The organism is Acinetobacter sp. 161(2023), assembly GCF_037027805.1.
Classification (GTDB): Bacteria; Pseudomonadota; Gammaproteobacteria; order Pseudomonadales; family Moraxellaceae; genus Acinetobacter.
In genome coordinates this window covers 58,697-81,982 of the sequence record NZ_JAZEYD010000003.1, presented here as the reverse complement: position 1 = coordinate 81,982, position 23,286 = coordinate 58,697, and the positions used below count along the sequence as shown (strand labels likewise).

Genomic DNA, 23,286 nt, shown 5'->3' with positions numbered 1-23,286 from the left:
GGCTTCCAGCACAAGCAGCCTATAAAGTGGGGTATGTCAGTGCTTCACCATTCAGCCGAGAATTTAAGCGACTGTTTGGCGTTCCACCCAAGTCCTCAATTATTTAACGTAGATTAGTATTTTGAAATATAAATCAAACATGGAGTATTTTATGACCCTTCCAACAACCATGAAAATTATTGAAATTACGGCTCCTGGTGGACCTGAGGTTCTAAAAGTTCAAGATGCGAATATTCCAGCACTTCAAGCAGATGAAGTCTTAATTGAGGTAAAGGCTGCTGGAATTAACCGTCCTGACGTTTTACAGCGTATGGGTTTATATCCAATGCCTAAAGGGGTTACTCAAATACCGGGACTGGAAGTCGCTGGTGTTGTGGTTGCTGTAGGTGAACAAGTAGATCAATTCAAGGTTGGTGATAAAGTTTGTGCTCTAACAAATGGCGGTGGTTATGCAGAATATTGTGCCGTAACTGCAACTCAAGTATTGCCAATACCTGAAAATTTATCTTTTATAAAAGCTGCTGCAATTCCAGAAACATTTTTTACGGTTTGGGCAAACCTATTTGATATTGGCCGTTTAAAGAAAGATGAAACTGCACTGATTCATGGTGGGGCAAGTGGTATTGGAACCACAGCTTTAGCGATTTGCCAAGCTTTAGGAATTAAAACTTTTGCTACGGTTGGTAGTGAAGATAAAGTTGAAGCACTCTCTAGTTTCACCACAGCAATTAACTATAAAACCCAAGATTTTGAGCAAGAAGTTTTGAAACATACTCAAGACCAAGGTGTTGATGTCATTTTGGACATTGTGGGTGGTTCTTATTTCACGAAAAATTTAAACCTATTAAAACGTGATGGCCGACTTGTGATTATTGGTTTTATGGGTGGTCGAATCGCAAAAGAATTTGACTTACAAAAACTGATTTTAAAACGTGCCACAATTACGGGTTCAACGATGCGAGCACGTAATAGCCAAGAAAAAGCAGAGATTGCACAATCTTTGCATGAGCATGTATGGCCATTATTCGCTCAAGGTAAATGTTTACCGCAAATCTATAAAACGTATGCTTTTTCAGATGTACAAAGTGCTCATGCATGTATGGAGCAAGGTGATCATATTGGAAAGATCGTTTTAGAAATGAATGCGTAACGCTGTAATCATTGAAGTTTGGGCGAACGACAGGTTCGCCTAAACTGAATTTTATAATTCTAGATTCTGCCTATTTCTCTATAAAAATTGCCAAATTCTATTGGCAGATTGCACCAGCTTCATAACTTCACCTATAAATTGAGTAAGAAATAAAAATTGGTTCTTACCTTATTATTTCTTTCCATACTGATGAAAAAGGATAGTAACAATGAATACCGCAAATATTGATGATAAAAATCCTACTCCAGATTTGGCTGAAGATAATGCCTTTTTCCCATCACCTTATTCACTAAGTCAATATACTGCTCCTAAAACCGATTACGACGGCACGACTTATTCAACGCCGTATGCGGGCAATAAAAAAGTTTTAATGATTGCAACTGATGAGCGTTATATCCAGATGCAAAACGGTAAGTTCTTTTCAACAGGTAACCATCCTGTAGAAATGCTTTTACCGATGTTTCATTTAGATAATGCAGGCTTTGAAATTGATGTTGCGACACTTTCTGGGAACCCTGCTAAACTTGAAATGTGGGCAATGCCAAAGCAAGAACAAGTTGTATTAGATACCTTTCAGAAATATGCAGACAAATTAAAAAATCCATTAAAGCTAACTGATATTTTAGAAAACGCAGTGGGGGAAAACTCACCATATGCGGCTGTATTCATTCCAGGTGGACATGGCGTATTAGCTAAAATTCCACATAGCCTTGAGGTGAAAAAAGTTCTTAAATGGGCAGTTGAACAAGATAAATTTATTATTACATTATGTCATGGTCCAGCTTCATTACTGGCTGCGGCAGTAGATGAACAGCCAGAAAACTATATTTTTAAAGGCTATCAAATTTGTGTATTCCCTGATTCATTAGATAAGGGAGCAAATATTGATATTGGTTATATGCCTGGAGCTTTACCTTGGCTAGTGGGTGAAAACCTTGAAAAGCTCGGTGTCGAAATTTTAAATAAGGGCATTACTGGGCAATGTCATAGAGACCGTAAATTGCTAACTGGTGATAGTCCGCTTGCTTCTAATAATTTAGGAAAACTTGCAGCTGAAACATTGTTGGCTGAAGTGAAGGATTAAGTGATGAAATATGTGCGCCCTGCGGGACTCGAACCCACGTCGGTCGCTTAGGAGGCAACTGCTCTATCCAGTTAAGCTAAGGGCGCATAATTTTATGATTATAAACAAAAAAGCTATTGCGAAGGCAATGGCTTTTTTACGTTTTAGTTATTAAAACTTTTGCCATAGTGGGCAATAAAGATAAAGTTGAACCATTCAATGGTTTCGAACACTTATGTCTTGTAGAAAAACAGTTTAGAAAGCTAAAAAAATCACAAAAAATTCATGTTGATCTTTCTATGATCTGAAGCAAAACACGAAAAGGTTTAAGACAAGCAATCGAGTAGGTGAAGTTATTCCTAGAAGGTTGTTTGTTAAAAATCAGATTTGGCTATCGTATAATTCAAAAGGGCATAACATGAAAAAAATTGATGAACAGGACTTATCTAGAATTATTGAAATGGCATGGGAAGATCGCACTCCATTTGAAGCAATTGAGCGAGAATATGGCTTAAGTGAAAGCGAAGTTATTCGTTTGATGAGATACAACCTGAAAACCAATAGTTTTAAACTCTGGCGCAAACGTATGGCAGGGCGTAAAACTAAACATCAACAATTACGTTCGCCAGAAATTGAACGAGGCTACTGTTCGCGTCAGTATAAATATGCATAACGTCTAGTTTAATTGTCGATGAAATTTTAATTTTTACAGCGCGTAATTTTCTGATTAAACACTAAAAAGCCCCTATCGAAATAGAGGCTTTTTAGTGTTTAGGTACGAAATATAATATTATTGTTTTTTAGAATTCAATAATTTAAATAGTACAAACATAAGAACGATCCAGATAGGAATCATCATCACAGATTCTTTAAACCCTTGGCTCCACATAATGTAGAGAACAACTGCAATAAAGCCTAAAACCAAATAGTTACTAAATGGTGCCCAAAGTGCAGGGAAGTGAGTTTTTTCACCTTTTGCCTTCATTGCTGATCTAAATTTGAGGTGAGTCAAACTAATCATTGCCCAGTTCAATACTAATGCACCAACGACGATATACATTAAGTGACTTAATGCATCTTCGGGTACAAAGTAGTTCAACAGTACACAACCAAAAATTAATAATGCAGAAAGTAATACGGCTGGAACAGGTACACCTTGTTTATTTACTTTTTTGAAAACTTGTGGAGCATTACCTTGTTGAGCTAGACCATATAACATACGGCTGTTTGCAAACATACCACTGTTATAAACAGATAAAGCAGCAGTTAAAATAATAAAGTTAAGAAGATGTGCAGCCCAACCAATTCCCATTTGGCTAAAAATCATGACGAATGGGCTTTTGTCGAGGCCACCAAGATCTAACTGGTTCCATGGCACTAATGAAAGCAAAATTGTTAGTGAACCGATATAGAAAATCAAGATACGGAAAACAACTTGGTTGATTGCTTTTGGAATAGTTTTTTTCGGATCTTTTGCTTCTGCTGCTGCCATACCAATGAGCTCAATGCCGCCAAAAGCGAACATTAAAAAAGCTAACATATAGAACAGACCACTAAAGCCATTTGGAAAAAATCCACCATGTGTCCACAGGTTACTAAATGAAATGCTTGAACCCACATCTGCTGTAAACAACAAATAAAGGCCAAAAATAATCATCGAGATGACCGCAGTTACTTTAATAATGGCGAGCCAAAATTCAGATTCACCATAAAATTTAACGTTGGTTAAGTTTACGGCTGTAATCACGACAAAGAAAAATAAGACAGAAGTCCATGCTGGAATATGAGGCCACCAATAATTAATATATTTGGCAACAGCGGTGAGTTCACTCATCGCAACCAGAACATAGAGTATCCAATAATTCCATCCAGCTAAAAATCCGGGAAATTTCCCCCAATATTTATAAGCAAAATGGCTGAACGATCCTGCAACAGGTTCTTCAACAATCATTTCTCCCAAGTGGCGCATAATCAAAAACGCGATTAAGCCACCAATGGCATATCCTAAAATAATGGATGGTCCCGCAGATTGAATCACTTGCGCCGAGCCTAAAAATAATCCGGTACCAATTGCTCCACCCATAGCAATTAATTGGATATGTCGATTTTTTAGTCCTCGTTGCAGTGTAGAAGATTCGTTGGTCAAAGGTCTTCACTCACAATGAATAAGTAAATTATTCTAATAGATGGAGTTATTTTAGCCTAGACTACAAATTAATAAGCAGTGACTGAAAAGTAATATTAAAATACATTTAAAATCATTGGTTTACTTTTAATATTTCAATATCGAGTGAAAAGTGCTCTAAAAAATATAATTTCATATAGACTTTTTTTGTTAGTTTTTGCTTAGATTAAGTCATTGCAAGCATATTGCTAAATTCTCAAAATATGCTTGCGTCAATACGATTGATGTATAAAGCAGATCGCTATCTCTTGGCCTTAAAACAATTTAAGATGCAGAGAAGGGTAAACAAGAATGCTTGTTTTGATATAGAAGAACATAATAGTAAGGATAACAGTTGATATGAGCTCAGTACCGCAAATTAAAATTCCAGCCACTTATATGCGTGGTGGAACCAGTAAAGGTGTCTTTTTCAAGCTTGATGATTTGCCGGAAAAAGCCCAAGTTGCAGGACAAGCAAGAGATCAGCTCTTACTCCGTGTCATTGGTAGCCCAGACCCCTATGGAAAACAAATTGATGGGATGGGAGGAGCCACTTCGAGTACGAGTAAAACAGTTATTCTCGCTAAAAGTTCTCAGCCAGAGCATGATGTAGATTATTTATTTGGTCAGGTTTCAATAGATCAGCCTTTTGTAGACTGGAGTGGTAACTGCGGTAATTTAACTGCTGCGGTTGGCTCTTTTGCGATTTCAAATGGCTTGGTTAATGCAGATCGTATTCCAGAAAATGGCCTATGCACAGTTCGAATCTGGCAAAAAAATATTCAAAAAACCATTATTGCGCATGTGCCTATCACCAATGGTCAAGTTCAAGAAACTGGTGATTTTGAACTTGATGGGGTGACATTTCCGGCTGCTGAAGTTCAAATTGAGTTTTTAGACCCAGCCGATGATGGTGAAGAAGGCGGCGATATGTTCCCGACAGGAAATGTCGTTGACGAATTAGACGTTCCTGATATTGGTCGTTTCCAAGCGACATTTATTAATGCAGGTATTCCAACCATTTTCTTAAATGCAGAAGATTTGGGTTACCAAGGTACAGAATTACAAGATCATATTAATAGTGATGCAACTGCACTAGCACGGTTTGAAAAAATTCGTGCGTATGGTGCGGTACAGATGGGCCTAATTAAAGATATTTCAGAAGCAGCTGCGCGTCAGCACACACCAAAAATTGCTTTTGTTTCTAAACCGAAAAACTATACCGCTTCAAGTGGTAAGCCAGTTTCAGAGGGTGATGTCGATTTACTGGTTCGTGCTTTGTCGATGGGTAAATTACACCATGCGATGATGGGAACCGCAGCGGTTGCAATTGGCACAGCGGCTGCCATTCCAGGAACGTTAGTAAATTTAGCGGCTGGTGGTGGTGAACGTGAAGCAGTACGTTTCGGACATCCATCTGGAACATTACGTGTTGGTGCTCAAGCGGAACGTATTAATGATCAATGGGTTGTGAAAAAAGCCATTATGAGCCGTAGTGCACGTGTGTTAATGGAAGGTTGGGTGCGTGTTCCGGGTGACAGTTTATAAAAGTCATTAAGTACAAAAGCCTCTCAAACATGTAGAGGCTTTTTTACGTTTGCCCTCAAAAACTCATCACCCACTTTTCACAGTGAATCGTGTATGATGTAGCGCATGAATGCTTCATTACATTCAATAAAATTTCTCTACTGATTTTATCGAGGCGACTGTGTCATCACTCTCTCAAGTTAATGCGGATGTTTTAAAACAAGCTCAACAACGTATTCAACAAGATTTATTGACGACACTGGCCGCGTTCTCAATTCCAGAACCATTAAAAAGTGCAGTACACCATGCAGTCATGCTTGGTGGAAAACGTGTGCGTCCGGCTTTGTGTTATGCCACAGCTTCTTTACAGCCAAATCCAAATTTTGCTGCGGCTCGCCGTGCTGCGGTTGCTGTAGAGTTAATTCATTGTTATTCGCTAGCGCACGATGATTTGCCTTGTATGGATAATGATTTACTACGCCGTGGTCAGCCGACGTGTCATGTTGCATTTGGTGAAGATACTGCTTTACTCGCAGGTGATATTTTACAATCAATGGCTTTTGAGGTTTTAGGTAGCCGTTTGTTCGATGAACAAGGACAGGGTACCGATGCCGCGATTGTATTAAAACAAATTCAGATTTTAGCAACAGCCACCTCTAAAATGGTCTGTGGACAGGTATTAGACCTACAAGCTGAAGCTAAGCAAATTGCTCAAGACGAACTTGAAAATATTCATCGTAATAAAACTGGCGCGCTCATTCAGGCTGCAATTATGATGGGTGCAGTCACTATTTTTTCTGGAACAGATCAAGCAATTCCAAAGTTACGCCAATATGGGCAGACCATTGGACTGGCTTTTCAGGTGTTAGACGATATTCTCGATATTACTTCGAGTACCGAAGCTTTGGGTAAAACTGCTGGTAAGGATGAGCAAGTGCAAAAATCGACATACCCAGCTTTAATGGGTCTTGAACAAGCACAGATTTATGCCAAAGAATTGCACGATCAAGCTTTTGAGGCTTTAGCTCATTTTGGTGATAATGCAAAAGAGTTAGTAGATATCTCACAATTTCTTTTAGCACGTACGAATTAATAATATTAAATCAATATTAATGCTTCTATTCATGTGAAATGGATAAGGGAGAAAAAGATGAATGGTGAACAACTCCATCAAAAAGCAATTGAAATTGCAAGTAATCTTCCTTTTAGCCAGCACGTTCATCCATTTGGACCTGACTATGAAGTTTTTAAAATTTTAGAGAAAATGTTCATGCTGACGGCGGAAGTTGCAGGCGTCAAAATGATTAATGTGAAGTGTGATCCGTATAAAAGTCAGGAATATCAGGAGCTTTATTCATTTATTATTCCGGGTTATCACATGAATAAAAAGCATTGGATTTCGATTACACCGCATAAGAGTTTAACTAGCGATTTACTTCAAGATTTAATTCATGATTCTTATGATTTAGTCGTAAAGAAATTACCTTTGAAAGATCAGAAAAGATTAAAAAACCAATAATATAAAAAAACGGCGACATGATAGTCACCGCCTTGATTTTAATTACTTATTTGAAGTAATTGAATTAATTATGCTTTCCCATAATACCGCGAATTGTATTTAAAACATCAGCAGGTAAAACCACAGTTTTAGCATTATTTGATTTCGCCATATCCTGCATTGCTTTTACATATTGTTCACCCAAAAGGTAAGCAACTGGAATCTCTTTATCACCCACTGCACTGGTCACCATTGAAATCGCTTTTTGAGATGCTTCAGCTAACACAACTTGTGCTTCTGCGTCACGACGTGAGGCTTCTAAACGACCTTCTGCACTTAAAATAGCAGCCTGTTTTTCACCATCGGCTTTAGTAACAGCAGCACGACGTTGACGTTCTGCAGCAGCTTGTTCTTCCATGGCAGCTTGCATGGTATGAGACGGCTGAATGTCTTGAATCTCGACTGTTTTCAGTGTAATGCCCCAATCTGAAATATCGTCAGAAATTGCAGCTTTTAACTTAGCTTTAATATGATCACGTGAAGACAATGCATCATCTAGATCCATTTCACCTACAATAGAACGCAGTGAGGTTTGTACAAGGTTTTGAATTGCCCATGTATAGTTTTCAATACCGTAAACTGCTTTTTCTGGCGTGGTTAAATTAATGTATGCGACAGCATTCATAAGTAATACAGCGTTGTCACGTGTAATCACTTCTTGTGACGGAATATCTAGTACAATGTCTTTCGTGGTAATTTTATAAGCCACGTCATCGATATAGGGAATCACAAAATTAAGCCCCGGATTAAGGGTGGTGTGATATTTACCTAGACGTTGGACAATCCATTTGTAGCCCTGAGGAACAATACGAACCCCTTTAAAAATGGTAATAGCCACAAACGCCAAAAAGGCTAAAACAATAATAGTACCGACTGGCATGAAAATACCCTCTCTTTATCTTTAATGTTTATGAAGTACCATGGGTTTGAACAATTAAGTCATTACCCGAAATATCAATAACTCTGACACGATCGCCTACTTTAACAGGAGTAGTGCTCCGACAATTCCACTCATCGGCCCCTAAAATAGGCATTGGAAAGCGAACAATAATTTGATCATGGTCTAGACCTGTTTGAATCACCATTCCAATTTGACCAATCGTTGCTTCACGGGGCAATCCCGCTTTTGTTTTATCAATTGATAAAGGTTTAATAAATTTGAACCAAAGAATGGTGCATAGCACTGATAGTATTATCCACAATACAATTTGTGTTGTGAGGCTAATATCTGGAAATAACCAATAGAGAATGCACACCATAATGGCGGCAATACCAAACCAGAGTGCGGCAAAGGCAGGTAGAATCAGTTCAGAAAGAATAAGTAAGATACCCAATACAAACCAGTGCCAAGGTTGTACAACAAACTCCATAGATCTGCTCTTTTATATATCTTTATGATGGGTAAAAGTGACTAATATCACTTTTACCACTGTAGCAGATGATAGGAAATGTGGATAGAAAAAAACCACCTCAATTAAAATTTAGGACGTGGTGCGGGCTTAAATGCGGCTGGAGATTTTTTGAAGTTCGCAATTGCAGTTTCAACTTGGCGTATTTGTGCCTGAGCAGCTTTTTCACCTTCTAAAATAGCTTCATTGCTTGATTTCAAATCGAGTGCACCTAAGTGCCCAACTTTAGGTTGAATGACAACATTGGCCTGCTTGAGTTCTTCATTAATACTTTGTTGGCCCATAATATTAATGGTTTGATCAAGTAAACCCCACATATTGGCTGGGCGATTACCTGCAGGACGTGCAGAAATATCAACCGCAATTACAATATCTGCACCCATATCACGTGCTGTTTTAACAGGAATTGGACTAACTAATCCGCCATCTATGTATTTTTGATTGCCAATTGTGGCAGGTACAAACACGTTTGGAATACTACAAGACGCACGTACAGCTTGACCTGCATTACCTTTAATAAAGTCAGCCTTTTGTCCGTTATCAAGACGAGTTGCTACTGCTGCGAAACGAATTGGGAACTTCTCAATTGGCTTGTTGCCCACGTTACGGTTCACGTAGTCCTGTAGCTTTTGCCCAAGAATAATACCTTGGCGATTAAGTGTTAAATCACGAATATCAGATTCTTGCAATTTAAGCGCAAGATTTTGAAGCTGATAAGGTGTTTGCCCACTGGCATAGATACTTCCTACAAAACTGCCGGCACTTGTACCCGTAACAATTTTCGGTTTAATACCATGTGACTCTAAAACCTTGATAACACCAATATGTGAAAATCCTTTTGCTCCACCGCCTCCTAAGGCAAGTGCGATAACTGGTTCACGGGCTTTAATTGAGGTAGTCGGCGTTGGTGTTTTGCTAAATTTATCACAGCCAAAGAGTGCTAGAGAGATAAATCCAATACTGGCAAATTGAGCAATTTTCATCTTTAAAAATAATCTATGTCGAGATAAATTAAGAAGGGCCATAAGACCAGATTCGCTCAATTTTTGCTAGGTTTTTTTCACTAGATTTTGTAAAGGTTCGGCAAGCCAATTGCGATTTTTGGGTGAGATTTTTCCTTCATAACGCTCAAAAATCTTGGTGAGATCTTCATCATAGTTGCCACTTGGGTCTAAGTGACCCAAGCAGTGAATCATCTTACGGTCATAATCAAAAGAAAACATCACAATGGGAATATTGGCTTTTGCGGCAATATGGTAAAAACCACTTTTCATTTTTTTTGCTTTTTTACGTGTGCCTTCGGGCGCCATCCCAATCCAGATCTTTTCATATTTTTGAATCGTGCTGACCACTTGTTCAGTAAGTCCATTGGCTGTGTCACGTTTAACAGGAATAACGCCAGCCCAGTCTAACGCTCGCTTAAACGGTGGTTTAAAAAGAGCATCTTTACCCAAAACCGTAATCTGGATACCTAATCCGAAAATTGCAAGAAAGCCATACCATCCATCTATATTGGAAGTATGAGGTGAAATAATCGCCACTGCTTTTGGAAAATTAGGAACTTCGCCTTCAATTGTCCAACCTTGCGCTAAAAAAAGTTTTTTAAATAGTGTTCGGCTTAAAGCAGTGCCACGTTGGGGTACCAAATCAGGTAAATTAGGGAAATGTTGATCCATATTTTTTTAAATTTTAACTTGTCCTAGTTTTATCTTAATCTTTTGAAATATATGCTTCATTGGCAAAATGTAAGAACAACATGACATTTGATGTTATTCCTCATTAAAGAAATAAAAAGTAGGTATATATGTTTCGGCAGCAAAATCTTTATCTTCTGCTATTTTCCTTATATTGGGCACAAGGTTTGCCTGTGGGTTTTATGACACATGCTTTACCCGTAATATTAAGAGCTGAAGGTGTATCACTTGCTCATATTGGTGGTTTTGGGCTGCTCATGTTGCCTTGGTCAATTAAGATATTTTGGGCACCGTGGGTAGATCGACATGCGATTTCACGCTTAGGGCACTATCGTAGCTGGATTTTACCGACTCAGTTTTTAACCGTGGGTGTACTGTGCATTTTGTCTTTTTTCCCCATTCAGGCTTTAGATCAGCCTCTTTATCTATTTACGTTTTTTATTTCGCTTCTTTTAATGAACTTAACAGGAGCAACACAAGATATTGCGACCGATGCTTTGGCTGTTAATCTATTGCAACAGGACCAGCAACATTGGGGAAATACATTTCAAGTTGTAGGTTCTCGTCTTGGTTTTATCGTGGGTGGGGGGGCCGTACTGTGGTGTCTAGACTGGGTGTCATGGCAGCCGACTTTTTTATTATTAGCCGCCTTAGTCTTTATCAACACGTTACCTGTTTTACTATTTAAAGAACCTCTTCATAGTTCTCATCCTACTAATCAACCTAGCCAACCAAATCTAGTTACCAGAATTAAGGCTTATTTGAGTTATTTTTCTCAAAATAAGGAACTTCGTTCTTGGCTAATGGTACTTATCACTTTTAAAGTGGCAGATGGCTTAGCTGGGCCAATACTAAAACCTTTAATGGTTGATATGGGATTAAGCTTTACCCAAATTGGCGTTTACATCACCATGCTGGGAGCTGTTGCTGCTTTAGTGGGAGCATTTATTGCAGGGTGGGTGTTAAAGCATTTTTCTAGACCAACGACATTAATTAGTTTTTCAATATTAAAAATCATGAGTTTAGCTGCTTATGTTTATTTGGCTTATGCTTACGAGCAAAAGATAAAAATAAATACATGGCTTATCTATACTATCAATGCGTTAGAAGATGCCTTTGTAGCCATGTTACTCGTTGTAATGTTAACCCTAGTCATGCATTACAGTCGAAAGAACTACGCTGGTACCGATTTTACTTTTCAAGTTTCGATCATGGCGACAGTAAGCGGTGGTCTTTATACCTTGAGTGGAGTGTTTGGAGATGCCTTCGGGTATTTCCATTATTTGATAGCTATTGTCATTATTGGCACTGTTACTTTGCTTCCTATTTACCTATGGAAACATGTAAAACTACACGAAAACTAATGTTAACTAAATGAAATAAAGAAATTTAATATCGATTAAGGAGTGATCTAGTCATTAGCTACTACCTTTGTCTATATTTTTAAAAATGTATGTTTTTAGCTATTTAAATGCGCTATTAATTGTGCCATCTTGTTTGGGTGGCAAATGGAAGCTAACTGGAGTAAAAATGGATTTCGTTAACAAGAAAAATCATGTGAATCAATCAAAGATAGGTAAAAGAGTATTCAATTAGACGGTATATTAGCCTAAAGTCTAAAAAAGAATAATGAAATAACGATTTAATCATTCTATAAGATAAGAGAGTTGTGTAGGATTCGTTACAACATGAAGTTAAGGTAAAAATCTGTAAGTCAAAGTATGTTTTTTATGTCTTTGGTTATTGGTTTTGGTCTTGCATAACTTTGAAATTGGTTTTGGTTGCGGTAATAAAATTAATGTAACCAAAGTGGAGGAGAGTTGATTTTTTAGCCCCCTAATTTAATGGCGTAAATCAACTTGGCATGGATAGGCAACATAAAATATATTTTTGGAGTTTTTGATGGATCTATTCCTTAATCGTAAATCTTTCGTTGTTAAAAGTTTAGCTCTTACAGTTACAGCTTTAATGATGAGTGGGGCACATGCTGCGACTTCCGACAAAGCGGAAATTCAACAGCTTCGTAAAGAAGTTGAAGCTTTAAAAGCTTTAATTCAACAACAAAGCCAAGTGCAGCAACAACAGCAGCAAGTACAGCAACAACAACAAGTACAGTTAGCTGAAGTTAAGTCACAGCCTCAACCTGTTGCTGCATCAGCTTCTCCATTGGCAGGATTTAAATCTAAAGCTGGTGCTGATGTAAACCTTTATGGTTTTGTTCGTGGTGATGCTAACTACATTATCGAAGGTGCGGATAATGACTTTGGTGATGTTAGTAAAACTGACGGTAAAACACACGATAAATTACGTGCAACTGCTAAAACAACTCGCCTTGGTTTAGATTTTACTGCTCCAGTAAATGATGCCAAAGTGGGCGGTAAACTCGAAGTTGATTTTGCTGGTTCTACAACAGATTCAAATGGTTCATTGCGTATTCGTCATGCTTATTTAACGTATAACGACTGGTTATTCGGTCAAACAACTTCAAACTTCTTGGCTAACCATGCACCAGAAATGATCGACTTCTCGACAAACGTTGGTGGTGGTACTAAACGTGTGCCTCAAGTACGTTATGGCTACAAGTTAGGACCAACTACACAATTGTTTGTTTCTGCTGAAAAGGGTGATAGTACTGCTCTTAATGGTAAACAAGATGCAAGTGGCAGCTGGACAAGTGATAGTATTAAATATAGCTTACCTGCATTAACTGCTAAAATTACTCAAGGTTATGCAGACGGTAAAGGTTCTGCATCAGCGCGTGCTTTAGTAGAAAACTATAAATCACCAACAGGTAATAAGGATAACAAAACTGGTTGGGGTATTGCAGCAGGTACAGACTTTAAAGTATCTGATCCTTTAAAACTTTTTGCTGATGTTTCGTATGTAGTTGGTGATAATAGCTATTTATATGGTAGTAACGCTGCCTATACTTTGGTAAACAACAGTATTGAGCAAAATAAATTTGTTGCTGTACAAGTAGGCGGTACTTATAAAATTTTACCTAACTTACGTTCAACTTTAGCGTATGGTGCAGAGTTTGCTGATGATGGCACTGATTATGCAAAAGCATATACAGCTGGTAATGAAAAAGTTCAACAAGCATGGATCAACTTTATCTATACGCCTGTTAAACCAATTGATTTAGGTCTTGAATATGTAAATGGTAAGCGTGAAACGTTTGCTGGCCAGTCTTATAAAGATAACCGCATTGGTTTAATGGCTAAATATAGTTTCTAAGAACAATATTTAGTTAAAAATAAAAAAGACGAGGTTAAATTTAACCTCGTCTTTTTGTTAGAAAAAAATTTAAAATAAGTATTTTTTAAGATTTCTGTCATAGATCATTTTTTATTTAAGTCATTTTTAAGTTTCAATTTTTACATTAGAACATCATAAAAAAAGGTCGTAGTAACCAGAGATGCTGAGTTTTTTTTCTAAATTAAGAAATAAGCAGATTTCCCTGTTTATGTTCAACTTCATTATAGCCGTTTGGTTAGGCGCAATTCTAAATATTGGTTTTTATAAGAAAGTTCACCTGTTGACACCATATTTAGGTATTAAAGCAGGTCTATTCTTAGCAGCTACAGTGGTTATTCTCATTGCTGCTTATTATGCGATTTTACAAATTTTAAACTGGAAATGGACGGCTAAAATTTTTGCCATTTTGCTGGTATTTATTGGTGGTTTTAGCTCGTACTTTGTAAACACTTTAGGTGTCATTGTTTCACCTGACCAAATTCAAAATATTGTACAAACAGATGTCTCAGAAGCTACAGATTTACTCTCTTTGCGTTTTCTATTCTGGACTATTTTCTTTGTCGTTTTACCTATTATTTTAATTACACAGGTAAAATTCAAACAAGAAAAAATACTTCCGCTTTTAGTTAAAAAAGTACTCGCCATTGCCATTGCGTTTGCAGTTATAGGTGGTTTGTTATTTACATATTATATTGATTTTGCAGCAATCTTTAGGGAACATCGTGATTTAAAAGGCATGATTTCTCCGCAAAATACTATTTCTTCGATTATGTCTTATTATCGTAAAAAAGCGCCAAAGAAAAACCTTCCCCTTGTGAAATATGGTGAAGATGCTCAACAAGTTCAACAAACTCAAAAAGGTTTACCTAAACTCATGGTACTTGTGGTTGGTGAAACTGCACGTGCTGAAAGTTTCTCCCTCAATGGGTATGCAAAAAATACGAATCCAGAACTTTCTAAACAAGATATTTTAAACTTCTCGCAAGTGAGTTCATGTGGTACTGCAACGGCGGTTTCGGTGCCATGTATGTTCTCAGGTATGCCACGTTCTGATTATGACGAGCATTTAGCGAGTCATCGTGAAGGATTACTTGATATTGCAAAACGTGCAGGCTATCAGGTCACTTGGATTGATAATAACTCAGGTTGTAAAGGTGCATGTGATCGCGTTGAACAATATCAAATTCCAGAAGAGTTAAAGCAAAAGTGGTGTAAAGATGGTGAATGTCTTGATGACATTCTTATTGAGAGCTTAAAGCAATATTTGGCTTCTATTCCGAAAGATGATCAGCGTCCACGTTTAGTTGTATTGCATCAGATGGGTAGCCATGGACCAGCATATTACAAGCGCGCACCTCAAGGATATCAACCATTTAAACCAACTTGTGATACTAATGCGATACAGGGTTGTTCACCAGCCGAATTAGTAAATAGCTATGATAATACAATCGTATATACAGACCATGTATTAAGCCAAATGATTAATACTTTAAAAGAAGTATCGAATTATCAAACAGGTTTCTGGTATTTATCTGATCATGGTGAGTCAACAGGTGAGCATGGTATGTATTTACACGGCGCGCCTTACTCAATCGCACCGACTCAACAAACACATATACCAATGATTATGTGGTTCTCTGATGGTTGGAAACAACAGAATCTTGCTCAAGTAAATTGTTTAAACCAACAAACCAAACAAAAGTTAAGTCAGGATAATTTATTCCCAAGTTTGTTAAGTCTGCTGGATGTAAAAACTCAGGTCATCAACCCTCAACTGGACATATTGCACTCTTGTGCCCATGTGAATTAAAGCGAGCCTAGAACATGACAAAAATCTTGATGATTGAAGATGATTTTATGATTGCTGAGTCAACAATAACGTTGCTGCAATATCATCAATTTGAGGTGGAGTGGGTCAACAATGGCTTAGATGGTCTTGCTCAATTGGCTAAAAATAAGTTTGATATTATTTTATTAGACTTAGGCTTGCCGATGATGGATGGTATGCAGGTCTTAAAACAGATCCGTCAAAGAGCTGTGACTCCAGTTTTAATCATTTCGGCACGAGACCAGTTACAAAATCGTGTGGATGGATTAAACCACGGGGCAGATGATTACTTAATTAAACCCTACGAGTTCGATGAATTACTTGCTCGCATTCATGCCTTATTGCGCCGTAGTGGGGTAGAGGCTCAGCTTGCGAACCATGAGCAACTCTTACAAAGTGGTGATCTGGTTTTAAATGTTGAACAACATATTGCAACCTTTAAAGGCCAACGGATCGACTTGTCGAATCGTGAATGGGCAATTCTTATTCCTTTGATGAGCCACCCAAATAAAATCTTTTCTAAAGCAAATCTTGAAGACAAGTTATATGATTTCGATAGTGAAGTGACTAGTAATACGATCGAAGTATATGTGCATCACTTAAGGGCTAAACTCGGGAAAGACTTTATTCGAACTATTCGAGGGTTGGGTTACCGTTTAGGGTAATCCTCGCTTAAATTTTGGAACTTCATAAAGTGCATTATTCATTAAAGAAACGACTGATTTGGGGCACCTCAATTTTCAGTGTCATCTTAGGTTGTATATTAATTTTTAGTGCCTATAAGGTTGCACTTCAAGAAGTTGATGAAATTTTAGATACTCAAATGCAGTATTTGGCAGAGCGAACAGCTGCCTATCCTGTAAAAACAGTAAGCAGTAAGTTTGATTTACACAGAACTTATCATGAAGAAGATTTATTTTTAGATATTTGGGCTTATAAAGATCAGTCCCACTTATCTCATCAATTAAATTTATTAGTTCCACCTGTGACTCAAGCTGGTTTTTACTCGCATACAACGAGCCAAGGTGTGGTGAGAACTTATGTTTTGCCTTTAAAAGATTATCAGGTTCAAGTCAGTCAACAAGAAAATGTTCGTGAAGCTTTTGCTTTGGAACTCGCAGGAAGTATGTTTATTCCGTATTTAATTATTTTACCATTTGCGATTTTTGCTTTAGCTGCAATTATTGGTCGAGGCCTAAAGCCGATAGATGACTTTAAAAATGAGTTGAAGGAACGTGATTCGGAAGAGCTAACACCCATTGAAGTTGTAGACTATCCTCAAGAGTTATTGCCAACTATTGATGAAATGAACCGTCTGTTTGAGCGCATTTCTAAAGCTCAAAATGAGCAAAAACAGTTTATTGCAGATGCTGCCCATGAGTTACGAACTCCTGTCACAGCTTTAAATTTACAAACTAAAATTTTAATCAGTCAATTTCCTGAGCATCAAGCACTGCAAAACTTGAGTAAAGGATTAGCACGTATTCAGCATTTGGTCACACAGCTTTTGGCGTTGGCTAAGCAAGATGTCTCTCTAAGTGTGATTGAACCGACCAGAACTTTTCAACTCAATGATGTCGCTTTAAATTGTGTTGAACAGCTTGTTAATTTAGCTATGCAAAAAGACATTGACCTAGGATTTGTTCGCAATGAACCTATTGAAATGCATAGTGTTGAGCCAACAGTACATTCAATTATTTTTAATTTAATTGATAATGCAATCAAATACACGCCTCATGAAGGAATGATTAATATTTCAGTCTTTACTGCTAAAGATGGCGATGCATGTATACAAATTGAAGATAGCGGTGCGGGTATTGACCCTGAACACTATGACAAAGTTTTAAAACGTTTTTATCGGGTACACCACCACCTTGAAGTGGGCAGTGGCTTAGGTCTATCAATTGTTGACCGAGCGACTCAGCGTTTAGGTGGAAGTTTGACACTAGATCGAAGCTTAGAGCTTGGCGGACTTTCTGTTTTAGTTAAACTGCCTAAAACTCTACATATTCATGAAACAAGAACTTGATTTAAGCAAGTTCTTGTTTCATTCGTTTTTCAAACTCAAAGCGGTGAATACAAATTTTATAAAATACGATGTTCACTGCCCAAACCACCCAGCCTGTCCATAAATTGTGGCTAAGGAAATGGGCACCACGCATCATTTGTCCCCAGCCCATCAGAAAGCCTAAGATGATGCCAGCGATGAGATAAAAATAGGCGCGTTTAGGTTGTTCAAGACGATAAACAAAAAAGCCTGTCATTAAAATAAAGCCTGCGCTTGCATGACCACCTGGAAAGCAATGACCATGTGTAGCGGTAAAGTCCCACACATAACTTAAAGTAGTCGGATGAACCATATTCCACGGGCAAGCGTGGGCAGATTGTGATTTTAATAGACCAACTACACCACTACCAATCATACTCACTAAAAACATATAGCCATATTGCCAACGATAAAGCTTCAATTTTTCGACTTTGAATGATGCAATCCATAGACCTAAAAAGATGACGTAAACGGTGGTGATGATTTGTTTTATGATTTCATGGTTAACCCTGACAAGGTACCAATTGTCCCGATTAAAAAAATGACCTGTTGAATCCATCCAAGGGTGGATGAGATACATATCAATTTTGCCACCCACTGGAAATATGAATAAAAGTATAAAAAAACTAAGGGCAAGAAAAATAAGCTGAAGTTGAAAAAATTGTTTTTGTTGGTTCATTACGATGCAACATCAATTTGAGTGTGAGTTGAAGGCATTACATAAAATAAAACTTAAATTGTTCTTAAACTAAACAGGGTTTTATTTGTAAATCTTAAAATAATATTAAAATTAATATATTTTTCAGCACTCTAAATTGATTAGATAAAGACTTGAAAGCATGCTTTTTAATCAATAGTAAGTGTTTTATTTAAAATTTTATTTATAGAACGCAATGTTAAGCAGGATATTGAAACCCTGCTTCATAAGCACTGAATTAAAACATACCTTCTTCGGAGTTTGCAGAAATTTTATGAATGGATAAATCTGCACCTCTAAACTCATCTTCTTGAGATAAACGAATGCCAATAGTTGCTTTAAGTATACCGTAGACAATAAAACCACCAGCAAGAGCTATGGCAATCGCAAGCACTGTACCAATGAGTTGTGAGGCGAAAGATACACCACCTAAACCACCAAGCCACTTTTGACCAAATAAACCCACCGCAATACCACCAAATGCACCACATACGCCGTGTAATGGCCATACACCCAACACATCATCTACTTTGAGCTTGTTCTGTGTGTAGGTAAATAGGTACACAAACATAGCACCTGCTGCACCGCCAATCACAAGTGCACTGATTGGATGAACAATATCAGAACCCGCACAGATTGCTACTAAACCTGCAAGTGGACCGTTGTGTAAGAAACCGGGGTCATTTTTTCCAATCGCATTTGCTGTAATCGTTCCGCCAACCATTGCCATGAGTGAGTTAATGGCAACTAGACCAGAAATAGCATCAACACGTTGCGCGCTCATCACGTTAAAGCCAAACCAGCCGACAATTAAAATCCATGAACCGAGCGCTAAAAATGGAATAGAAGATGGCGGGTGAGCACTTACACGACCATCTTTCTTATAACGACCAGAACGTGCACCCAATAAAATCACGGCAGCAAGTGCAATCCAACCACCCATAGCATGCACCACAACTGAACCAGCGAAGTCGTGAAAAGCTGCGCCAAAGGTCGTTTCTAACCATTTTTGTAGACCGTAGTTACCGTTCCAAACCATGCCTTCAAAAAAAGGATAAACCAGACCAACTAAAGCGAGTGTTGCAATCGCTTGTGAACGCATTTTTGCGCGTTCAGCAATACCACCCGAAATAATCGCAGGAATTGCCGCAGCAAAAGTGAGTAAAAAGAAGCAGCGCATCAGGTTGTAGCCATGATCATTTGCTAGAGCTGTACCATCATGGAAGAAATGCTGACCATAAGAAATGTAGTAGCCAACAAAGAAATAAGCGATTGCAGAGAGGGCAAAGTCAGTCAGAATTTTACTAAGTGCGTTCACCTGATTTTTATGGCGAACCGTACCAAGTTCCAAGAATGCAAAACCTGCGTGCATGGCAAGAACCAAAACAGCACCAAGTAATAAGAAAAATAGATCTACATTTTGCATAGCATGCTCGAAAAAAGTGCTAAATTCCATTTTGGAACAAATCTGGGTCTGTAAATTGCACCAAAATAGATTTAAGGAGTCTAAAAACCTAAGTTTGTCGAAACAAACTCAATTGCATAAAAGTGAATATGCAATAAGTGCACCAATTTGAATTGGAAAAGTGGTTTTTGGTGATAAATGGTGCGTTGATTTGGTTAAGATAGGGCAGTTATGGCGCTTTTTACGTTACAAGTCATCTAATGCGCTTATAAAATGACCTGAAAGAGTTCGTTATCAAATTCCTAAAATTATCCTTAATCATTTAATGATTTGACCAAACCTCTTGAGCAACTTCAATAAATGCTTTCACAGCGGGACTCATGTGCTTTTTATTTTTGACTGCAAGGCCAATTGAGCGTTTAAGGTTCGGTTTAAAAGGGCGTTTAACTACGTTTGGATAAAGTGAGAGTAACTCTTTGGTGATGACCATATCAGACACAATGGATACCCCTAATTGATTGTGAACCATGCTGACGATACTCAAAATTTGTGACACATAAAATTTGATGTCTGGTTTCACATTAAAGTTTTTTAAAATTAATTCGACCTGATATCTACTACCAGCCATTGTCATAATAAAAGGGCAATTTTCTAGCTGTGCTGGATCAATATAGAGTTGTTGCGCAAGTGGAAATTGATTGGGAATTAAGGCAACAAAACGATCTTCAATCAAGGGGAAAGTATCAAAACGCTCATCTGGCATAATCAAAAAACCAACCTCTATGCGCCGTTCTAATAACCACTGAGCAACTTCTTTATCTTCACCTTCATCAATATAAATTTCAATTTTAGGATAGCGTTGCCGAAAGGTTTCTAAAATTTCAGGCAATAGATAAATAGAAGATGAAGCACCAAAAGAGCCAATACGTAATGTGCCTTCGTTTAAACCATGGATGGCAGCCACTTCTTTTTCTAAGGTATCGGAAATACTCAATAGCTCTTTTACATGGGTAAGAAGCTGTTGACCTGTCGTGGTGAGCTCAATATCGCTTTGAGTTCTTGAAATCAGGTTAATGCCCCATTGTTGTTCTAATGATTTAAGTGCATGGGAAACTGCCGACTGCGAAATTCCCAGTTTTTCTGCTGTAGCAGTGAAGCTTTTTAGTTCAGCAATGAGTGCGAAAATTTCAAGCTGGGTAAATGTCATGTTGTATTTGTTATGAGTAAAAACTCATTTTATCATGAGTTTTCATTATCTTTAATATATGAGTAAGCCAAGGTAGTTGCCAAACAGCAAGCCCCAACAAAACTCGAGTAAAGAAATGAATAGTATTGTTTTATCTCTTTTTCCCTTAGTTGCATTAATTGCATCGGGATACTTATTTAAAAAATATCGTTTTTTTAGCGATGAGTTTTGGACTGGGGCAGAGAAGCTTAATTACTATATTTTATTTCCCGCTTTGCTTTTTAGTACGCTATCGACTGCAAAAATTGACTTACAAAGCTTGAGTACAGCCATTATTGCAATGTTGACTGTGGTCTTAGCTGTGACCATCTTTTTATATATCCTCCGAATGTTTTGGCACATACCGCCTGCACGTTTTGGTGTGCATGTCCAAAGTATGGTTCGCTTTAATACCTATATTGGTTTGGCTTTAGTCACTTCGCTTTTTAAAAGTGAAGGAATGGCAATTCTGGCGATTTTATTGGCGCTTTGCATTCCACTGGTAAACGTAATTTCGGTGCTTGCTCTCACCTCTAAAGAACACATGGCAATTAAACCTGTTTTGATTGCACTCCTTAAAAACCCGTTAATTGCATCGTGTGTGGTTGGGGCAGTAGTCAATGCACTTCATATCCCAATTTGGGAAGGCTTTACTCAGTTTATTAAGCTTTTTTCAGTGTCAAGTTTGCCACTAGGTTTGTTATGTGTGGGCGCAGCTTTACAGTTTATGCAAATTAAAAAGGACATTGTGGTATTGGCAGCAGACACGTTTGCACGACTTTTAGCAGTGCCTGCATTGGCTTACGCGGTCTGTACGTGGTTTGGTTTACCAAGTTTGCAAACACAAATTTTAATCATTTTCTTTGCGCTGCCGACTGCTTCTGCTTCCTACATTTTAACCAAAGTTTTGGGTGGCGATAGTCAGCTCATGGCAGCCGTGATTAGCTTTCAAACTCTATGTGCTGCCGTGACTTTACCATTAGTGATTTGGTGGATCTCTTAGGTTATAACTTAGATAAGTCGTATTGTATTTTCTAAAAATAAATAGGCTGATTCTGACTTAAAGAATGCTTGGCTACCTTCCTCGTCTGATTATTGCTACACTTTTTTCTTTTGCAGGTAGATGAGTATGTCCTTTGATCTCAAAGTGAGCTTGCAGCAAAGGTCGGAACCGTCTGCACAACAGAAAAAACTGAATCGCCTGATTGATAAAATAGAGCAGCAAAAAGTTAGCCTGAGCACATGGCAAAATGCACAAGCCGAGATTCAACAGCACATACGGCAAAAACTAATGCCTGTGTATAGCGATTTGCATGAAGTGCTATTTCAGCAGTTAGATCAACTTTGGAATATGTTGCACAGCCATGAGTTTTCCAAAGCGGATATGCAACAGCTAGATGAAAAAATTGCCCAGCTTGCACAAATGTTGAAGCGTTCCAAAATGCTGTCTGCTGAACAGTTAGAGTTAGTGAAGCAGATCGATACCTTTTATCAGCAACATGCACAAGAGTCGATAAAAAAGAATAAAAAAGCTCATTCAATAAAATTTGAATACGAAGAAAGTGCTGAGCACAGTGCAGAACTTGAAGAAGACTTTGAACAGTATGCTGCCGAGCAACAACAAGCGAGAGAGCAAGCCAAACAGCAAAGACAGCAACAGAAACGTGAACAAGCTGAGCAAATGGCAATGCAATCGTTAAAAACAGTTTATTTAAAAATTGCCGCGATGATTCACCCAGACCGTGAGCAAGATGAAACCAAAAAAGAAGAAAAAACTGAGTTATTCCAACAAGCAAGTCAGGCATATGAAAAACAGGATTTGTTTTATTTACTCAAACTCCAATTACAGCTTGAACAGAATAAGGGGCTAGGTGCTAAAGAACTATCTGCCGAGCAGTTGCGGTTTTATAAACTTGCTTTAGATGCACAAAGTCAGCAACTTGAAAGCCAAATAGCTGAGATTTTAGATTCTTTTCAGTTAGCCAAGAATGTGAAAGCAGAGCATGTACACATTAGTGATGTTTATAAAGCTATAGATGCTGACTGTGCTGAGTTAAAGCAGCAGGTGAAGTGGGAAAAGGAACGTTTAAAGCATATGAAAAAGGTGAGTGGAGTGGAGATGTTGTTGGGGCATGGGGTGCTTTGATTTATGCTCCTTGGCGGATAATACTCCTTATCCCATATGTAGAGACAGAATTAAATGGCCTATATATTTATAAAAAACTAATTATGAATATCTCTCTTTATGTAAGAGAGATATT

21 protein-coding genes, 1 tRNA gene and 2 pseudogenes are annotated in these 23,286 nt (G+C 37.9%); 15 read left to right on the top strand and 9 right to left on the bottom strand.

What is annotated here, in order from left to right:
* Window positions 1-8: 8 nt before the first annotated feature.
* The 3 genes and pseudogenes from WA249_RS03515 to hchA all read left to right on the top strand — a co-directional run.
* Window positions 9-107, top strand: a pseudogene (locus WA249_RS03515) (AraC family transcriptional regulator); the annotation flags it as partial.
* Between the two features lie 32 nt (window positions 108-139).
* Window positions 140-1,150, top strand: a complete 1,011-nt coding sequence (locus WA249_RS03510; RefSeq protein ID WP_336166629.1) for an NAD(P)H-quinone oxidoreductase — start codon at window positions 140-142, stop codon at window positions 1,148-1,150.
* Window positions 1,151-1,358: 208 nt separating this feature from the next.
* Complete coding sequence (hchA, locus tag WA249_RS03505; RefSeq protein ID WP_013196940.1) at window positions 1,359-2,234, top strand: glyoxalase III HchA; 876 nt, start codon at window positions 1,359-1,361, stop codon at window positions 2,232-2,234.
* Between the two features lie 13 nt (window positions 2,235-2,247).
* On the opposite strand, the gene WA249_RS03500 is transcribed toward hchA, so the two are convergent.
* Window positions 2,248-2,320, bottom strand: a tRNA-Arg gene (locus WA249_RS03500).
* A gap of 311 nt (window positions 2,321-2,631) precedes the next feature.
* On the opposite strand from WA249_RS03500, the gene WA249_RS03495 reads away from it, so the two are divergent.
* The gene (locus WA249_RS03495; RefSeq protein WP_336166500.1) at window positions 2,632-2,886 is read left to right on the top strand and encodes a TIGR03643 family protein; all 255 of its coding nucleotides are present in this window, start codon (window positions 2,632-2,634) and stop codon (window positions 2,884-2,886) included.
* 117 nt (window positions 2,887-3,003) lie between these two features.
* On the opposite strand, the gene WA249_RS03490 is transcribed toward WA249_RS03495, so the two are convergent.
* Entirely contained in the window at window positions 3,004-4,359 is a 1,356-nt protein-coding gene (locus WA249_RS03490; RefSeq protein ID WP_016137088.1) for an amino acid permease, read from the bottom strand.
* 378 nt (window positions 4,360-4,737) lie between these two features.
* Between WA249_RS03490 and prpF the strand changes: the two genes are divergently transcribed.
* From prpF to WA249_RS03475, 3 genes are all read left to right on the top strand, one after another.
* On the top strand, window positions 4,738-5,925 hold the full coding sequence (gene prpF / locus WA249_RS03485) for a 2-methylaconitate cis-trans isomerase PrpF (protein WP_336166499.1): 1,188 nt from the start codon (window positions 4,738-4,740) through the stop codon (window positions 5,923-5,925).
* A 160-nt stretch (window positions 5,926-6,085) separates the two neighbouring features.
* Window positions 6,086-6,997, top strand: coding sequence for a polyprenyl synthetase family protein (locus WA249_RS03480; protein ID WP_016137086.1), 912 nt, complete (start codon window positions 6,086-6,088; stop codon window positions 6,995-6,997).
* A gap of 57 nt (window positions 6,998-7,054) precedes the next feature.
* Window positions 7,055-7,423 carry an MmcQ/YjbR family DNA-binding protein gene (locus WA249_RS03475; protein WP_336166498.1) on the top strand — a complete coding sequence of 123 codons (369 nt, stop codon included), beginning with the start codon at window positions 7,055-7,057 and terminating at the stop codon, window positions 7,421-7,423.
* A 64-nt stretch (window positions 7,424-7,487) separates the two neighbouring features.
* On the opposite strand, the gene WA249_RS03470 is transcribed toward WA249_RS03475, so the two are convergent.
* The 4 genes from WA249_RS03470 to WA249_RS03455 form a co-directional block, all read right to left on the bottom strand.
* Complete coding sequence (locus tag WA249_RS03470) at window positions 7,488-8,342, bottom strand: SPFH domain-containing protein (protein ID WP_336166497.1); 855 nt, start codon at window positions 8,340-8,342, stop codon at window positions 7,488-7,490.
* A gap of 28 nt (window positions 8,343-8,370) precedes the next feature.
* Entirely contained in the window at window positions 8,371-8,832 is a 462-nt protein-coding gene (locus WA249_RS03465) for an NfeD family protein (protein WP_004789340.1), read from the bottom strand.
* Window positions 8,833-8,936: 104 nt separating this feature from the next.
* On the bottom strand, window positions 8,937-9,854 hold the full coding sequence (locus WA249_RS03460; RefSeq protein WP_336166496.1) for a patatin-like phospholipase family protein: 918 nt from the start codon (window positions 9,852-9,854) through the stop codon (window positions 8,937-8,939).
* 66 nt (window positions 9,855-9,920) lie between these two features.
* On the bottom strand, window positions 9,921-10,547 hold the full coding sequence (locus WA249_RS03455) for a lysophospholipid acyltransferase family protein (protein ID WP_336166495.1): 627 nt from the start codon (window positions 10,545-10,547) through the stop codon (window positions 9,921-9,923).
* A gap of 128 nt (window positions 10,548-10,675) precedes the next feature.
* On the opposite strand from WA249_RS03455, the gene WA249_RS03450 reads away from it, so the two are divergent.
* The 6 genes and pseudogenes from WA249_RS03450 to WA249_RS03425 all read left to right on the top strand — a co-directional run bounded on the left by WA249_RS03450 (window position 10,676) and on the right by WA249_RS03425 (window position 17,680).
* A complete protein-coding gene (locus WA249_RS03450; RefSeq protein ID WP_336166494.1) occupies window positions 10,676-11,929 on the top strand; it encodes an MFS transporter in 1,254 nt (417 codons plus the stop codon).
* 73 nt (window positions 11,930-12,002) lie between these two features.
* A pseudogene (locus WA249_RS03445) lies at window positions 12,003-12,195 on the top strand (hypothetical protein).
* 272 nt (window positions 12,196-12,467) lie between these two features.
* Window positions 12,468-13,802 (top strand): DcaP family trimeric outer membrane transporter, encoded by a 1,335-nt coding sequence (locus tag WA249_RS03440; RefSeq protein WP_336166493.1) that lies wholly within the window; start codon window positions 12,468-12,470, stop codon window positions 13,800-13,802.
* 181 nt (window positions 13,803-13,983) lie between these two features.
* Window positions 13,984-15,633, top strand: coding sequence for a phosphoethanolamine transferase (locus WA249_RS03435; protein ID WP_336166492.1), 1,650 nt, complete (start codon window positions 13,984-13,986; stop codon window positions 15,631-15,633).
* A gap of 14 nt (window positions 15,634-15,647) precedes the next feature.
* Window positions 15,648-16,316, top strand: coding sequence for a response regulator transcription factor (locus WA249_RS03430; protein WP_199967611.1), 669 nt, complete (start codon window positions 15,648-15,650; stop codon window positions 16,314-16,316).
* A gap of 29 nt (window positions 16,317-16,345) precedes the next feature.
* Window positions 16,346-17,680, top strand: a complete 1,335-nt coding sequence (locus tag WA249_RS03425) for an ATP-binding protein (protein ID WP_336166491.1) — start codon at window positions 16,346-16,348, stop codon at window positions 17,678-17,680.
* Between the two features lies 1 nt (window position 17,681).
* On the opposite strand, the gene WA249_RS03420 is transcribed toward WA249_RS03425, so the two are convergent.
* The 3 genes from WA249_RS03420 to WA249_RS03410 all read right to left on the bottom strand — a co-directional run bounded on the left by WA249_RS03420 (window position 17,682) and on the right by WA249_RS03410 (window position 21,007).
* Window positions 17,682-18,377, bottom strand: a complete 696-nt coding sequence (locus WA249_RS03420; protein WP_336166490.1) for a phosphatase PAP2 family protein — start codon at window positions 18,375-18,377, stop codon at window positions 17,682-17,684.
* Window positions 18,378-18,633: 256 nt separating this feature from the next.
* Window positions 18,634-19,821, bottom strand: a complete 1,188-nt coding sequence (locus WA249_RS03415) for an ammonium transporter (protein ID WP_336166489.1) — start codon at window positions 19,819-19,821, stop codon at window positions 18,634-18,636.
* Window positions 19,822-20,122: 301 nt separating this feature from the next.
* On the bottom strand, window positions 20,123-21,007 hold the full coding sequence (locus WA249_RS03410; RefSeq protein WP_336166488.1) for a LysR family transcriptional regulator: 885 nt from the start codon (window positions 21,005-21,007) through the stop codon (window positions 20,123-20,125).
* 115 nt (window positions 21,008-21,122) lie between these two features.
* On the opposite strand from WA249_RS03410, the gene WA249_RS03405 reads away from it, so the two are divergent.
* Window positions 21,123-22,028: an AEC family transporter gene (locus WA249_RS03405; protein WP_336166487.1), complete on the top strand. Its 906-nt coding sequence runs from the start codon at window positions 21,123-21,125 to the stop codon at window positions 22,026-22,028.
* A 126-nt stretch (window positions 22,029-22,154) separates the two neighbouring features.
* Entirely contained in the window at window positions 22,155-23,171 is a 1,017-nt protein-coding gene (locus WA249_RS03400; RefSeq protein WP_336166486.1) for a molecular chaperone DnaJ, read from the top strand.
* Window positions 23,172-23,286 lie beyond the last annotated feature (115 nt).

Coding starts and splice junctions, on each gene's coding strand:
- WA249_RS03405 (WP_336166487.1), top strand. CDS start 21,123: ATGAATAGTATTGTTTTATCTCTTTTTCCCTTAGTTGCATTAATTGCA.
- WA249_RS03440 (WP_336166493.1), top strand. CDS start 12,468: ATGGATCTATTCCTTAATCGTAAATCTTTCGTTGTTAAAAGTTTAGCT.
- WA249_RS03495 (WP_336166500.1), top strand. CDS start 2,632: ATGAAAAAAATTGATGAACAGGACTTATCTAGAATTATTGAAATGGCA.
- WA249_RS03475 (WP_336166498.1), top strand. CDS start 7,055: ATGAATGGTGAACAACTCCATCAAAAAGCAATTGAAATTGCAAGTAAT.
- WA249_RS03420 (WP_336166490.1), bottom strand. CDS start 18,377: ATGAACCAACAAAAACAATTTTTTCAACTTCAGCTTATTTTTCTTGCC.
- WA249_RS03460 (WP_336166496.1), bottom strand. CDS start 9,854: ATGAAAATTGCTCAATTTGCCAGTATTGGATTTATCTCTCTAGCACTC.
- WA249_RS03450 (WP_336166494.1), top strand. CDS start 10,676: ATGTTTCGGCAGCAAAATCTTTATCTTCTGCTATTTTCCTTATATTGG.
- WA249_RS03410 (WP_336166488.1), bottom strand. CDS start 21,007: ATGACATTTACCCAGCTTGAAATTTTCGCACTCATTGCTGAACTAAAA.
- WA249_RS03430 (WP_199967611.1), top strand. CDS start 15,648: ATGACAAAAATCTTGATGATTGAAGATGATTTTATGATTGCTGAGTCA.
- WA249_RS03400 (WP_336166486.1), top strand. CDS start 22,155: ATGTCCTTTGATCTCAAAGTGAGCTTGCAGCAAAGGTCGGAACCGTCT.
- WA249_RS03455 (WP_336166495.1), bottom strand. CDS start 10,547: ATGGATCAACATTTCCCTAATTTACCTGATTTGGTACCCCAACGTGGC.
- WA249_RS03465 (WP_004789340.1), bottom strand. CDS start 8,832: ATGGAGTTTGTTGTACAACCTTGGCACTGGTTTGTATTGGGTATCTTA.
- prpF (WP_336166499.1), top strand. CDS start 4,738: ATGAGCTCAGTACCGCAAATTAAAATTCCAGCCACTTATATGCGTGGT.
- WA249_RS03415 (WP_336166489.1), bottom strand. CDS start 19,821: ATGCAAAATGTAGATCTATTTTTCTTATTACTTGGTGCTGTTTTGGTT.
- hchA (WP_013196940.1), top strand. CDS start 1,359: ATGAATACCGCAAATATTGATGATAAAAATCCTACTCCAGATTTGGCT.
- WA249_RS03470 (WP_336166497.1), bottom strand. CDS start 8,342: ATGCCAGTCGGTACTATTATTGTTTTAGCCTTTTTGGCGTTTGTGGCT.
- WA249_RS03435 (WP_336166492.1), top strand. CDS start 13,984: ATGCTGAGTTTTTTTTCTAAATTAAGAAATAAGCAGATTTCCCTGTTT.
- WA249_RS03510 (WP_336166629.1), top strand. CDS start 140: ATGGAGTATTTTATGACCCTTCCAACAACCATGAAAATTATTGAAATT.